Origin of the sequence: Nordella sp. HKS 07, assembly GCF_011046735.1 — a bacterium.
GTDB lineage: Bacteria > Pseudomonadota > Alphaproteobacteria > Rhizobiales > Aestuariivirgaceae > Taklimakanibacter.
In genome coordinates this window covers 3,222,626-3,235,855 of the sequence record NZ_CP049258.1, presented here as the reverse complement: position 1 = coordinate 3,235,855, position 13,230 = coordinate 3,222,626, and the positions used below count along the sequence as shown (strand labels likewise).

Sequence of the window (13,230 nt, the reverse complement as noted above, 5' to 3'; positions counted from 1 at the left end):
CCGCTCAGATCAAACGCCCCGCTGCGGCTGGCATCAGGATTGCATTCCGATGAGATCAGATGTGGGTTTCAGATCTGCAAAAACCGACATTCCGCCTTGATACACTTTCCTGTGATCCAGGGATCTGGACGAGACAAGTGCGTAACCGTTGTTGCAGATGCATAACCAACGGGTCTTCGGAGTTTTTGCAATCATGTCATCGGCTCAAGCCATAATAATTTCAGACTTTGGGCGCGCCCCGGCGGCCGATGGCCCCCAAATCGTGACAAATCTGAGTGGCGACGAATGGGATAGAACAATCTCCGATTTCGCCGATGTATATTACGAGCAGACAGAATGCCTCCAGGGCATGCAATGGGGCGACAATCGGGTGCGCAGGGTCGCCATAACGATCAACGGAAAGATCGCGGCGATGGCGCTGGTCCTCGTATTCACCTTACCCGTAGTGAAAAGAGGTCTCGCCCTGATCAAATACGGTCCGCTTTGGCGCCGCAAGGGAGAGCCCGCGGATCGAAGAATTCTCGGCCTGGCACTGGACGCGCTTGTCGATCAGTTTGTGACACGCGAAAGGCTGGCCCTGTCGATCATGCCGCCTCCGGATCCCCGGTTTGCAGATATCTACGGCGAGGAGCTCCGCCTGAGGGGCCTCAAGCATCGCGTTCCAGATGGCGCAGAACGGTTTCTCGTCAATATGACGCTCACACCCGATCGTCAGATGGCCAGTCTCGACCAGAGATGGCGCCGCAATCTGAGAAGCGCCTTGAAAAGTGAGCTGACAATAGGAGTCGAAGCGCCTAGCACTTCCGTTGCCGAATTCACGGCACTCTGCATGTCCATGAAAGAGAGAAAGAACTATTCGAACCCAGTCTGGCCGCTGTTCGAGAGAGCATTATCGGATTCTCGGTCGACGGAGACCTCATCGATTGTCGTTCTGGCGCGCGAGAACGGAACACCCGTCGCCGGCGCCGTCGTTTTTCAGATCGGTGACACGGCCTATTATGCCGTCGGGGCGAGCAGCGACAGAGGCGTCGACATCAAGGCCGGATACGCGCTGCATTGGTGGATCATCGACTGGCTGCGCGGCAGGCAATGCCATTGGTACGATCTCGGCGAAGCGACGCCGGAGAGCGGCTTGTGGCAGTTCAAAAAGGGCCTGGTCGGCAAGGAAGGGACTATCGCCCTCTCGCCTGGGGAATATACGCGCGCACCCGACCTCCCGGGCATCCTGGCGGCCCACCTCCTGCTGGGCGTGCGGCGAGCGCGCCTCGCGGTGAGAGCGCTGGTCCGTGATTTCAAGGAACTCGTCCGGTCGCGGCGGCGAGAGCAGAAGGGCTAACCCTGCACGGTAGCAGGGCTGTCCGGGGAAATTCACTGTAATACGCAAGGCCCTACCAGTTTTCCCCTTCTCCCGCTTGCTTGCGGGAGAAGGGGAATGAAGGCGAGTTCTGAGTCTGGTTAGAGAAGACGGTCTCGAATCCCATTCTTTGGGTGATTTTCTCGGGCAGTGACGATGCGGTACTCACGCAAATACAGCGTAGATACAGGGTAAAGATCGGAAACGAGCCGCCAGACTCTCAGTCCGCGCCAAAACCTCTCGCAATTGCAGCGGCTTGCACGACACAGCCTGGTCGCTCGAACAGAGAAGACAGAACCACGGACGCAGGGAAACTGTTGCGTGCAAGACACCCCTTGAAGTCGTGGGCCAAGGGCGCCTAGTTGACATACCACTTCAGTCACCCCCGTTCGCCCGCGCGACGGCAAAGAGGAGAAGTGGGATGCCCGACATTCGAAACGTGCCTGTGGCCGAGCTCAAGCCCTGGCCCGGCAATGCGCGTCTTCATTCACGCAAGCAGGTGAATCAGCTGGCACAGAGCATCCGCCGCTTCGGCTTCACCCACCCGATCCTGATCGATGAGGAAAACCGGATACTCGCAGGTCATGGCCGGGTGCGGGCGGCCGGGGAACTCGGCCTTGCCCAAGTGCCGTGTCTCAGGATCGATCACCTCAGTCCGGCGGAAAAGCGCGCCTATGTCCTCGCAGACAACAAGCTGGCCCTCAACGCTAAATGGGACCAAAAGCTTCTCGCCGATGAACTCACAGGCCTCATCACCGAAGACGTCACGTTCGATATCGGTTTCTCGCTTGCCGAGATCGACGGGCTCATCGCCACCAGCCCAGCCAAAGCAAACGACGACGGCAAGAAAGTCGGTATTCCACATGCCCCCGGCGCTGCCGGACCGGCGATATCTGGCGACTTGGCCCGCACTGGCTGGTCTGTGGCGAGGCATTGAAACCCGACACGGTGAGCTTGCTGATGGAAAGCCAGGCGGTGCAGATGCTCATCGCCCGTCCCGCAGGCGCCAATTCGAGTGCCGCGGCGAAGGAGGATGGCGACTGGGCAGGCGCAGCGCTGCTTTCGGCCGAGCAAGCCGGCCGGCGCGTGGCCATGAGCGAAAGCGACATCCGGCGCGGCGACCGGATCATCCAGCGCTGGGAAGCCCGCACCAAGATCGCGGCCTCCCTATTCAATCCGGAAGTCCGGAATGACACCAGGAAGGTGACGGCATGAACAAGAACGACGACGACGACAGGAAAAGCGCTCCGGCCGCCTCCGCCAGCTATGAGATCGGCCGCGGCAAGCCGCCGGTCGCGACACGCTTCGCCAAAGGACAATCCGGCAATCCGAACGGCAGGCCCAAGGGGGCGCGCAACAAGATTCCCGCCACCAATGAAGAGCGATTGAAGGAGATCATTCTCGAGGAGGCCTATCGTGACATCAGGATCAATGACGGCGATCGGCAGGTAACCGTCCCGATGGTGCGGGCGATCGTCCGTTCGATCGCCATGGGAGCGGCCAAAGGCCAGCCGCGCGCCCAGGTGCTCTTCACGACGCTTCTCGCCACGATCGAGCAGGAGCGCAAGGAGCTCCATGAAAACTGGCTGGATGCCATGATGGTGTACAAGCTCCGATGGGAAAAGGAGATCGACCGCTGCAAGGAGCTCGGCCTCGCGCCGCCCGCTCTGCTGCTGCATCCCGATCACATCGTCATCGACCTGGTTAATGGCACCGCCCACGTGAAAGAACCGACGCCGGAGGAGAAGGCCCTCGCGGAAAAATGCCAGGCGGCCGCGGAAGCAATGGGCTGGGCTTGCCCATCCGGCGATTGAGTTCCGACCCACAAGGCGTTGCATGTTGGCGGCCGGGGGATCGTTATGCGATCAGCATCAGCAGATCCGTATAGCGTGGGTGATTGCGGAGGGGATCAAGGTCGGAATCGTTCTTGATCCACAGTTTCATCTCCTCGCTGCCCGATTGCCGCAGACATGTCTCGAGGAGATCGATAGCACGGTCCGCCTCGCCCAGCAGCGAATAGGTGCAGGCGGCATTGTAACGCACGAAGGTGCTGTCCGGATCGATGGTCAGGGCGCGCGCCAGCCACTCCCTGGCCCGTTCCTTTTCGCCGAGAAGCGCCAGCGCAACCGCGCCATGCTGCGCCGGATCGGAATTCTCCGGATGCGCCTTCAGCGCTCGTTCGGCCCGCTCCAGGCCCAGCCGCGCCTGCGCGACCTCCTCGTCGAGGCGACCGAGCGCGTGCAGGGCGTTGGTGATCAGGAACGGCGCCCGGTAGTCGTCGGGGTCTATCTCGGCGCAACGGCTGTAGAGCGCGACCGCCTTCTCGAAATCCCCCGCGGCGAAAGCGTGGCGGGCGTAGAAATAATGGCCCTCGTAGGAATTCGGGTCGAGCGCGATGGCGCGCTCGAAGGCAGCCACCGCCTCCGTCGGGCGGCCGGCGGTCGACAGAGCGAGGCCGTGCGAGGCATGCGCCTCGGCGAGGTGGGGATCGAGTTCCAACGCCTTGGCGCAGGTCGCGAAAAGCGCCTCCAGCGATATGCTTGCGCCGTGCCAGGCGGCGAGGATCGAGTCGCAATCGGCGATGCCGGCATAGGCGCGCGCATAAGCGGGGTCGATGTCCACCGCCCGGCTGAACAGCCGGCGCGCCAGTTGCAGAGAGTCCTTGGCGCGTGTGCGGAAGAACTCCCGGGCCTTCAGATAGGTGGTATACGCTTCGATATTGCCCGTCGGCGCCCGTCCGAGCGCCGTCTTCTCCTCCGACAGCAGCCTGACCTTGAGCTGGTCGACGATCGTCCGGGTGATCTCGTCCTGGATCGCGAAAATATCGGTAAGGTCCCGGTCGTAGCGTTCAGCCCACAGATGGCCGCCGGTCGCGCCGTCGATCAGCTGGGCGGCGATGCGCACGCGCGGGCCGGCCTTGCGCACGCTGCCCTCGAGCACGAATTTCACGCCCATCTCGCGGGCCGCCGCCGGCACGTCCACCGCCTTGCCCTTGTAGGTGAAGGCGGTGTGGCGGGCGACGACATGCAGCGCCGAAATCTTCGACAGGTCGGTGATGATGTCCTCGGCGATGCCGTCCGAGAAATAGTCCTGCTCCGGATCGCCGCTCATATTGCTGAATGGCAGCACGGCGATCGAGGGCTTTCCGTTGGCCGATTCCGCCTTGCGCCCCGGCGCATCCGCGGCCGCCGGCGGCGGGGCGCCGGCGAAGACGTCGACGGTGTAGACCCTGACCGGCCGCTCGATGTTCTTCAGCATCTGCTCGCCGGCGTCCTCGAAGACAAGGTCGAGCCGGTTTCCAACGCTGTCGCGGACGGTTCCGGACACCGCGACGCCGCCCGGCCGGGCGAGGCCTTCGAGGCGCGCCGCGATATTGACGCCTTCGCCATAGATGTCGTTGTCGGCAGCGTCGAAGATGATGTCGCCGAGATGGATGCCGATGCGGAACTCGAGGCAGCGCTCTGCCGGCACGCCGGCATTGCGCTGACGCATCCGGCGCTGGATGTCGGCCGCGCAAGCCACCGCGTTCACCACGCTCGCGAACTCGACCAGCATTCCGTCGCCCGTGAGCTTCACGATGCGGCCCGCATGCGCGGCGATCCGGGCGTCCGCCATCTCGCGGCGATGCGCCTTCAGGGCCGAGAGCGTGCCCTCCTCGTCGCGGCTCATGAGGCGGCTGTAGCCGGCGACGTCGGCGGCCAGTATCGCGGTCAGGCGGCGTTCCATGGTCCGTCGGCCTTGCGTGTTTCGCGGGTTATACCCCGGCCATCCCCAGGCGTAGCAAGTGGTATTTCGTCCGGGATCTCTCGCGCCGCGACGCATGTGAGCCCTTGGCGATCCGCTGGCGGTGTTGGTGGCTCACAAGCGCCTGGCGGAGCGCCAGGTAGCGGCCGTAGCACGGGATGCGTCGGATAGCGGCGGAGATCGGCATGTGCGTGACGCCTAGCAGGCGTGGCACGGATGGGCTGGATGGCCGCCTCAAGGGCGGCCATGACGGGTGGGATGAGGGCTTAACTCCGCCCGAAACGCTCGTCGAAGGAGTAGCCCATGCCGCGCACGGTGCGGATCGGGTCGATCTCGCGGCCGCGCTTCAAGCATTTGCGCAGGCGACCGACATGCACGTCGACGGTGCGCTCGTCGACATAGATGTCGCGGCCCCAGACAGCATCAAGAAGCTGCGAGCGGCTGTAGACCCGGCCCGGACTCTGCATGAGATATTCAAGCAGGCGGAATTCGGTCGGGGAGAGCGTTATGTCGCGCGTCGCCCTGGTCACGCGCCTGGTGCGCCGGTCGAGCGCGATGTCGCCGGCCTTGAGGAGTTCGGCGATCGCGTCGGGGTTGACGCGGCGCAGGATCGTCTTGATGCGGGCGAGCAGCTCCGGCACCGAGAAAGGCTTGACGATATAGTCGTCGGCCCCGGTGGCGAGGCCGCGCACGCGCTCATTCTCCTCGCCCCGCGCCGTCAGCATGATGACCGGGATGTCGCGGGTTTCGGCGCGCGAGCGCAGCAGGCGGCAGACCTCGATGCCCGATATGCCCGGCAGCATCCAGTCGAGCACGATGAGATCGGGGCGTTCTTCACTGACGAGATGGGCGACGTCCTCGCCATTGGCGGTGCCGCGCACCCGAAATCCTTCCGCCTGAAGATTGTAGGTCAGCAGGATCTGGAGCGGTTCTTCGTCTTCGACGATGAGGATGGACGCGGTCATCAGCGCTCGTTCATTGCATCAAAAGGCATCGTGCTAGTGGTGTCCTTCTTCGGACGTTCGCCGCGCATCGGCTGGCCCGACACCAGATAGTGGATATTCTCCGCTATGTTGGTGGCGTGATCGCCGATACGCTCGAAATTCTTGGCACCGAAGAGAAGATGGGTACACGGCCCGATCATGCGCGGGTCTTCCATCATGTAGGTCAGAAGCTCGCGGAAGATCGAGTTGTAGAGGGAATCGAGCTCACCGTCACTGCGCCAGACTTCCAGCGCCTTGGCATCGTCGGCCGTCGTATAGGCATCAAGCACATCCTTCAGCTGCTCGAGCGACAGCCTGCCCATCCGATTCAGCCCGGTGGCGAGCTTGCGCGGCAGCTGCTCGGAAATGGCATGCGAGCGCTTGGCGATGTTCTTGGCGAGATCGCCGATGCGCTCGAGATCGGAGGCGATGCGGATCGCCACCATGATCTCGCGCAGGTCGCGCGCCATCGGCTGGCGCTTGGCGATGGTGAGGATGGCGCGCTCCTCGATCTGCAGTTCGAGGGCGTCGATCTTTTCGTCCTGCGCGATCACGATATCGGCAAGCTTGGTGTCGCGCTTCGCCAGCGCCTCGATGGCCTTGGCGAGATGGTCCTCGGCGAGACCGCCCATCTGGGCGAGCATCGTCTTGAGGTTGGCGAGGTCCTCGTCATAGGCTTTGACGATATGGTCCGACATAGTCCTTAACTCCGCGGTCAGCCGAAGCGGCCGGTGATGTAATCCTGGGTGCGCTTATCCTTGGGTGCCGTAAAGATGTCGTCGGTGTCGCCGACCTCGACCAGATTGCCCAGATGGAAAAACGCGGTGAGCTGCGAGACGCGCGCGGCCTGCTGCATCGAATGGGTGACGATGACGATGCAGTAATTCTGGCGCAGTTCGTCGATGAGTTCCTCGATGCGGGCGGTGGCGATCGGATCGAGCGCCGAACAGGGCTCGTCCATGAGGATCACTTCCGGATTGACGGCGATGGCCCGCGCGATGCACAGGCGCTGCTGCTGGCCGCCGGACAGGCTGGTGCCCGAATGATCGAGCCGGTCCTTCACTTCCTCAAAGAGACCGGCCTTCTTCAAGCTCGTCACCACGATCTCCTCGAGATCGGTCTTGTTCCTGGCGAAGCCGTGGATGCGCGGACCATAGGCAACGTTCTCATAGATCGATTTCGGGAAGGGATTGGGCTTCTGGAACACCATGCCGATGCGGGCGCGCAGCTGCACCACATCGAGGCTCCTGTCATAGATGTCGCGGCCGTCGATCTCGATATTGCCGGTGATCCGGCAGGACGGGATCGTGTCGTTCATGCGATTGATCGAGCGCAGGAAGGTGGACTTGCCGCAGCCCGAAGGCCCGATGAAGGCCGAGACGGCGCTGTCGGGGATGTCGATGCTCAGGTCGTTGATGGCATGCTTGTCGCCATAATAGACGTCGACATTGCGCGCCCTGATCTTCAGAGGCCGTTCGCGGGCGATGCGCGGGGCATTGTCGGCGACCGGCGTCTTGATCATGGCATCCATGGCGGGTGACCCTTTCATACTTACCAGCGGCGCTCGAAGCGCTTGCGCAACAGGATGGCGACCGCATTCATGACGAACAGGAAAACGAGAAGAACGATGATGGCGCCCGCCGTCTTGGACTGGAAGGCGATCTCCGGAAGATCCGACCAGAGAAAGATCTGGATCGGCAAGACGGTGGCGGCATCGGTGAAGCTCGTCGGTATGTCGACGATAAAAGCGACCATGCCGATCATGAGAAGCGGCGCCGTCTCGCCCAAGGCGTGCGCCATGCCGATGATGGTGCCGGTCATGATGCCGGGCATGGCCAGAGGCAGGACGTGATGGAAGATCGCCTGCTGGTGCGAGGCGCCCACCCCGAGTGCGGCCTCCTTGATCGAGGGCGGCACGGCGCGCAGCGCCGCGCGCGAGGCGATGATGATGGTGGGCAGCACGAGCAGCGCCAGCACCAGGCCACCGACCACCGGCGCCGAGCGCGGCAGGCCGAAGAAGTTGAGGAACATCGCCAGGCCCAAGAGGCCGAAGACGATCGAGGGCACCGCCGCGAGGTTATTGATATTCACCTCGATGATCTGGGTCAGGCGGTTCTTGGGGGCGAACTCCTCGAGATAGATCGCGGCGGCCACACCGATCGGCAAACAAAGGAACAAGGTCACCAGAAGTGTCAGGATCGAGCCCATCAAGGCGCCCCTGATGCCGGCGAGCTCCGGCTCGCGCGAGTCGCCCGAGGAGAAGAACCGCCAGGCGATGCCGCTTTCGGCGACGCCCTTCTCCTTCAGCTGCTCGAGCCACAGCGCCTCCTGGTCGTCGATGCGGCGGTTGTGCTCAGGCACCGTGAAACGAAAGATATCCCAGGCGCCGGCAGTAACCGGATCGAGGGACTTGGGCGCGGTGACCTGCTCGGCCAGGAAGGCACCCTTGTCGGTCGACACGACGCGGAAGGCGCCGCCATTCATCCGTACGATGTCGCCCGCCATCAGGAGCGCAGTCTGGTCCGCCGCCAGCTTGAACTTATCGCCGTCGGCCGTCGCGGTGATCGCGCCTTGGCCGGGGAATTTCTGAACCGCGGTCTGACGACCCTTCAAATACTGATCGGCATCGTCGGAAAGGAGCACCGGAACCTTGATGTCCTGGCCAATCAACGCCGGATCGTTCATCACCATGGCGCGGAAATCATCGGCGGCGCCCGAGCTCAGCAGGCCCAGAAGCTTCTTGCGGTCGCCACGCGAGGTCACATCCGGAAACATGGCGCGGAAGGCCTCGCGGATCGGCGCATCGAAGTCACCGGCGCGGATGACCTTGAGGTCCTTGCTGTTCTGCGGGTCGATCGCCTTCTGCGAAACATTGATCGGCAGCGTGAGGCGATGCTCGGTAAAGGCCGGCAAACCCTTCACCAGGATGTCGGCGAAGAGCAGCACGAGGAAGACGGCCGTCACCGCGATGGCCGCGATTCCGTAGAACTTGAACCGGCGCTCGGCCCGATAGCGCCTGGCGACCAGCGCGTTGTTGTCGCCGACACGGCGGGGGGCGGCGGAGATCGCGGTATCAGTCATATTGTTCCCTGTATCTCTGCACGATCTTGAGCGCGATGTAGTTCAGGGCCAGCGTAAAGAAGAACAGCACCAGGCCGAGCGCGAAGGCGGAGAGCGTCTTGGCCGAGTCGAATTCCTGGTCGCCCACCAAGAGGGTCTTGATCTGCACCGTCACAGTGGTGACGGCGGCGAGCGGGTTGAAGGTGAGATTGGCGGCGAGACCGGCGGCCATCACGACGATCATCGTCTCGCCGACGGCGCGCGAGATCGCCAACATGAAGGCCGAGACGATGCCCGGCAGAGCAGCGGGGAGAACCACCTTCTTGATGGTCTCGGACTTGGTGGCGCCCATCGCATAAGAGCCGTCGCGCAGCGACTGCGGCACGGCATTGATCACGTCGTCCGACAAGGACGAGACGAAGGGGATGATCATCATGCCCATCACCAGACCGGCGGCAAGCGCCGATTCCGACGCCACATCGAGGCCAAAGGTCTGTCCCCAGCCGCGGATGAGCGGCGCCACCGTCAAGGCGGCGAAGAAGCCCAGAACCACTGTCGGGATGCCGGCGAGTATCTCGAGGATCGGCTTGACCACGGCGCGGATCTTCGGCGTCGCATATTCGGCCATGTAGATCGCCGAAAAGAGGCCCAAAGGCCCCGCCACCAGCATGGCGATGAGGGTGATGAGCAGCGTGCCGGCGATCAGCGGAACGATGCCGAAGGCGCCCGACGAGCCGACTTGGTCGGCGCGCATGGCTGTCTGCGGCGACCATTGCAGGCCGAAGAGAAAGTCGATCGGCGAAACCATGCTGAAGAAACGCGCCGCCTCGAACACCACCGAGAACACGATGCCGATGGTGGTGAGAACCGCGACGCCAGAGCAGGCGAGCAGCACATATTTGGCGAAGCGCTCGAACTGGTTGCGGGCGCGCAGCTCCGGCGTGATCCGGCCGAGCCCCCAGAAAATGACGGCGAGGCCGGAAAGTGTGCCGAGGCCATTCATGCCCCAGTAAACAAGGTTCGATGCCGCGCCGTAAGCGGCGGCGGCCGCTTTCAGTTTATCGCCGGGCTCGCCCTGATAGGTGCCGGCGATGAGATTCTGGATGTCGCGCAGGGCGGCGTCGCGCTGGAGCGGGGTGGCGATTTCCGACGGATCGAGGGAGCCCAGGCCCTGGCTCACAATATGATGCGAGCCCAAGGGGGCGACGACGACAAAGATCGCCATCATCACAGTCAGGACGGCGGAGGCGATAAGGAGACCATGATAGGCGGGTAGAGAATGGAGCGACTGACCGGGGCCGCCCCTCATTGCGCGAGCCCGCTGGGCGCCCAGGAAGAAGCCTGCCAGCACCAGCACCGCCATGATTGAGAAATAAGTCCCCGACATCACGCGCCCTGTTCTATCTCGCCCGCCATCTCATCTTCGGGCGTTGTAATTTGAAAGAGTGTGCGAGGCGGCCGGTACATCCGCGGACCGCCCCGACTGGTCGCGGTCACTCCGGTTTGATCCGAAGTGACGCGACCGGTTTCATTGACATGGCGCGCGATCACGGAAATACGGTATCCAACTTCCTGACCACGCGCCGCTTTGTCATTTTGTCTGCGCATGATTTTTCCGGAGAACTGCTTCGCACTTTTCCGGATCATGCTCTAAAGCGTGATGGCTTTAGGACGAGCCGCCATCACGCTTCATATTCTTGTTTTGCGCATGATTTTACCGGAAAACCGCTTCGCACTTTTCCGGATCATGCTACAGCTCACATCAGCTGGTCGCCCTTGATCGTTTCCATCGTTTCCGCGGCGGCCTTGGTCTTGTCGGCCTCGTCGCCGGGCAGCGTCACCAGGCCCTTGGCGGCCAGATAACCGTCTTCGCCCAGCGCCTTGTCCGACACATATTCCTTCACGAACTCGACCATACCGGGGATGGTGCCGACATGCTGCTTCTTCGCATAGATGAAGAGCGGGCGGGACACTTTATAGTCGCCGCTGGCGATCGACTCATAGCTGGGCGACTTGCCCTCGATCGTCGCTCCCTTGATCTTGTTCTGGTTCTCCTCGAGGAAGGAGTAGCCGAAGATGCCGACCGCCTGCGGATTGGCCTCGAGCTTCTGAACGATCAGATTGTCGTTCTCGCCGGCATCGATATAGGCGCCGTCCTCGCGGATCGACTTCCACACCGTCTCGAAGGCCTTGGCGTCGGACTTCTTCAACGCCTTGAGCGAGTCGACGCCTTCCGCGCCCTTATCCATCACGAGCTCGACAAAGCTATCGCGGGTACCGGAGGTCGGCGGGGGGCCGAGCACTTCGATCTTCTCGTCGGGAAGCGACGGGTCGACATCCTTCCAGGTCTTATAGGGATTGGCGATGAGCTTGCCATCCTTGTCGGGCACTTCCTTGGCCAGCGCCAGGAAAAGCTGGGTCTTGGTGAAGTTCAGGTCCGGGCCAGCCTTGGAATTGGCAACCGTGAGGCCGTCGAAGCCGACCTTGATCTCGACGATCTCGGTGACACCGTTCTTGACGCAATCGTCGTACTCGCTCTTCTTGATCTGGCGCGAGGCATTGGTGAAATCGGGACTATCGGCGCTGATGCCGGCGCAGAAGAGCTTCATGCCGCCGCCGGTGCCGGTCGATTCGACCACCGGGGTCTTGAAGCCGGAGGTCTTGCCGAATTGCTCGGCAACGGCCGTGGTGAAGGGATAGACCGTCGATGAGCCGACGATACGAATCTGGTCGCGGGCTTGCGCGAAACCTGCCGTCAGGGCCAGAAGGCTCGCAGCCAAAAGTAAGCGTTTCATTTCTTGTCTCCTCTGTGTGACGCCTAGCTTCCCTTAGGCATCCCGCATGAGCGTTATGTGACACTCACACTACAGAAATATGACAAGTCAACCCTATGAAATAGCTTGGTTTATTTTACAGCCGGGACGCGTATGACAAAGCTGCTGCCGGCGCCCAGCTCGGACTGGATGCGCAGCTTGCCGCGGTGGCGGTTGAGGATGTGCTTGACGATGGCGAGGCCCAGGCCGGTGCCGCCACGCGAGCGGCTTTCCTGCGCATTGGTCCGGTAGAAGCGCTCGGTGAGCCGCGGCAGGTGTTCCTCGGCGATGCCCGGCCCATGATCGCGCACCTCGAGCTCGCAATCCTCGCCCACCCGCTTGCCCGAAATCTCGATCAGCTTGCCGCTGGCCGCGTATTTGATGGCGTTCTCGACCAGATTCTGGATGACCTGCACGAGCTCGTCCCAGTCGCCCTGAACCAGAAGCGGATCCGTATCGTCGATCTTGATCTCGACCCCTGCATCCTTGGCGAGGCCGGCCAGGGTGTCGCGCACATGAAGCGCGATCTGGTGAAGATCGGCGGTGCCGGTCGGGCGCTGATGGGCGTTCATCTCGATGCGGCTCAGGGACAGAAGATCGGCGATCAGCCGTTTCATCCGCTCGGCCTGCGTCTGCATCAGAGCGAGGAAGCGCTCGCGCGAGGCCTCGTCGTTCTTGGCCGCCCCCTGCAGGGTCTCGATGAAGCCCAGCAGCGAGGCCAGAGGGGTGCGCAATTCATGGCTCGCATGGGCCACGAAATCGGCGCGCATGCGCTCGGTCTGCTGCTCGCGGGTGAGATCCTTGAGAAGGACAAGAGCAGCAGCTTCCGGGCCAATGACGTTCATGGCGGCGACGAAGGCCTCGAAATGACGCGGCACCGGAACATGCTGCTCGTAATTCACGCGCAGCTCGCCGCCATGCTCGAGGACGTTCTGCACCGCCTCCAGGATCGCGGGCGAGCGGATGGCGGAGGAGAGATGCTGACCGACCGGATCCATGTTGAGAAGATCCTTCGCCCGGACGTTGGCGGCGCGCACCAGTCCGTGATCGTCGAGCAGCATCACGGGATCGGGCAGAGCGCCAATCAGGGCCGTCAGGGCGTCCTCAGCGGAGTTCCGTTCACGCAGGTCTGCAGCGGCGGCGGCAGTCCCATTGGTCTTTTTCCAGGGCCAGATCATCATACTCGGCAAAGCGGATCAGTTGTCCGCACAGTCCACTTTGCTTATGACAAATTCCTGACGATTGAGATAGAGCGCTTCAGCTGGTTCCGAAAGCA

Annotated in this window: 12 protein-coding genes and 1 pseudogene; 4 read left to right on the top strand and 9 right to left on the bottom strand. The window is 62.6% G+C overall.

What is annotated here, in order from left to right; translation table 11 throughout:
- Positions 1 to 262 precede the first annotated feature (262 nt).
- The 4 genes from G5V57_RS15225 to G5V57_RS15210 all read left to right on the top strand — a co-directional run bounded on the left by G5V57_RS15225 (position 263) and on the right by G5V57_RS15210 (position 3,168).
- Entirely contained in the window at positions 263 to 1,336 is a 1,074-nt protein-coding gene (locus G5V57_RS15225) for a GNAT family N-acetyltransferase (protein WP_165168378.1), read from the top strand.
- Between the two features lie 439 nt (positions 1,337 to 1,775).
- Positions 1,776 to 2,291, top strand: coding sequence for a ParB/Srx family N-terminal domain-containing protein (locus G5V57_RS15220; RefSeq protein ID WP_165168376.1), 516 nt, complete (start codon positions 1,776 to 1,778; stop codon positions 2,289 to 2,291).
- Entirely contained in the window at positions 2,288 to 2,569 is a 282-nt protein-coding gene (locus tag G5V57_RS15215; protein ID WP_165168374.1) for a hypothetical protein, read from the top strand. Before G5V57_RS15220 ends, G5V57_RS15215 begins: the two co-directional genes overlap by 4 nt.
- Entirely contained in the window at positions 2,566 to 3,168 is a 603-nt protein-coding gene (locus G5V57_RS15210; RefSeq protein ID WP_165165505.1) for a DUF5681 domain-containing protein, read from the top strand. Before G5V57_RS15215 ends, G5V57_RS15210 begins: the two co-directional genes overlap by 4 nt.
- A gap of 43 nt (positions 3,169 to 3,211) precedes the next feature.
- Here the strand turns inward: G5V57_RS15210 and G5V57_RS15205 are convergent, their stop codons facing one another.
- From G5V57_RS15205 to G5V57_RS15165, 9 genes and pseudogenes are all read right to left on the bottom strand, one after another.
- Complete coding sequence (locus tag G5V57_RS15205) at positions 3,212 to 5,080, bottom strand: tetratricopeptide repeat protein (RefSeq protein WP_165168372.1); 1,869 nt, start codon at positions 5,078 to 5,080, stop codon at positions 3,212 to 3,214.
- Positions 5,081 to 5,364: 284 nt separating this feature from the next.
- Positions 5,365 to 6,063: a phosphate regulon transcriptional regulator PhoB gene (gene phoB, locus G5V57_RS15200; protein ID WP_165168370.1), complete on the bottom strand. Its 699-nt coding sequence runs from the start codon at positions 6,061 to 6,063 to the stop codon at positions 5,365 to 5,367.
- Complete coding sequence (gene phoU / locus G5V57_RS15195) at positions 6,063 to 6,779, bottom strand: phosphate signaling complex protein PhoU (RefSeq protein ID WP_165168368.1); 717 nt, start codon at positions 6,777 to 6,779, stop codon at positions 6,063 to 6,065. Before phoU ends, phoB begins: the two co-directional genes overlap by 1 nt.
- 17 nt (positions 6,780 to 6,796) lie before the next feature.
- Positions 6,797 to 7,531, bottom strand: a pseudogene (pstB, locus tag G5V57_RS15190) (phosphate ABC transporter ATP-binding protein PstB); the annotation flags it as partial.
- Between the two features lie 101 nt (positions 7,532 to 7,632).
- Entirely contained in the window at positions 7,633 to 9,162 is a 1,530-nt protein-coding gene (gene pstA, locus G5V57_RS15185) for a phosphate ABC transporter permease PstA (protein ID WP_165168364.1), read from the bottom strand.
- Positions 9,155 to 10,528, bottom strand: coding sequence for a phosphate ABC transporter permease subunit PstC (gene pstC, locus G5V57_RS15180; protein ID WP_165168362.1), 1,374 nt, complete (start codon positions 10,526 to 10,528; stop codon positions 9,155 to 9,157). Before pstC ends, pstA begins: the two co-directional genes overlap by 8 nt.
- Positions 10,528 to 10,788 (bottom strand): hypothetical protein, encoded by a 261-nt coding sequence (locus G5V57_RS15175; protein ID WP_165168360.1) that lies wholly within the window; start codon positions 10,786 to 10,788, stop codon positions 10,528 to 10,530. Before G5V57_RS15175 ends, pstC begins: the two co-directional genes overlap by 1 nt.
- A gap of 110 nt (positions 10,789 to 10,898) precedes the next feature.
- On the bottom strand, positions 10,899 to 11,936 hold the full coding sequence (locus G5V57_RS15170) for a PstS family phosphate ABC transporter substrate-binding protein (protein WP_165168358.1): 1,038 nt from the start codon (positions 11,934 to 11,936) through the stop codon (positions 10,899 to 10,901).
- A 110-nt stretch (positions 11,937 to 12,046) separates the two neighbouring features.
- Complete coding sequence (locus tag G5V57_RS15165) at positions 12,047 to 13,135, bottom strand: ATP-binding protein (RefSeq protein ID WP_246737635.1); 1,089 nt, start codon at positions 13,133 to 13,135, stop codon at positions 12,047 to 12,049.
- Positions 13,136 to 13,230 lie beyond the last annotated feature (95 nt).

Excerpts from the sequence above, each read along its gene's own strand:
- G5V57_RS15220 (WP_165168376.1), top strand. The coding sequence starts at position 1,776 with ATGCCCGACATTCGAAACGTGCCTGTGGCCGAGCTCAAGCCCTGGCCC.
- G5V57_RS15210 (WP_165165505.1), top strand. The coding sequence starts at position 2,566 with ATGAACAAGAACGACGACGACGACAGGAAAAGCGCTCCGGCCGCCTCC.
- G5V57_RS15205 (WP_165168372.1), bottom strand. The coding sequence starts at position 5,080 with ATGGAACGCCGCCTGACCGCGATACTGGCCGCCGACGTCGCCGGCTAC.
- phoB (WP_165168370.1), bottom strand. The coding sequence starts at position 6,063 with ATGACCGCGTCCATCCTCATCGTCGAAGACGAAGAACCGCTCCAGATC.
- phoU (WP_165168368.1), bottom strand. The coding sequence starts at position 6,779 with ATGTCGGACCATATCGTCAAAGCCTATGACGAGGACCTCGCCAACCTC.
- pstA (WP_165168364.1), bottom strand. The coding sequence starts at position 9,162 with ATGACTGATACCGCGATCTCCGCCGCCCCCCGCCGTGTCGGCGACAAC.
- pstC (WP_165168362.1), bottom strand. The coding sequence starts at position 10,528 with ATGTCGGGGACTTATTTCTCAATCATGGCGGTGCTGGTGCTGGCAGGC.
- G5V57_RS15175 (WP_165168360.1), bottom strand. The coding sequence starts at position 10,788 with ATGATCCGGAAAAGTGCGAAGCAGTTCTCCGGAAAAATCATGCGCAGA.
- G5V57_RS15170 (WP_165168358.1), bottom strand. The coding sequence starts at position 11,936 with ATGAAACGCTTACTTTTGGCTGCGAGCCTTCTGGCCCTGACGGCAGGT.
- G5V57_RS15165 (WP_246737635.1), bottom strand. The coding sequence starts at position 13,135 with ATGATGATCTGGCCCTGGAAAAAGACCAATGGGACTGCCGCCGCCGCT.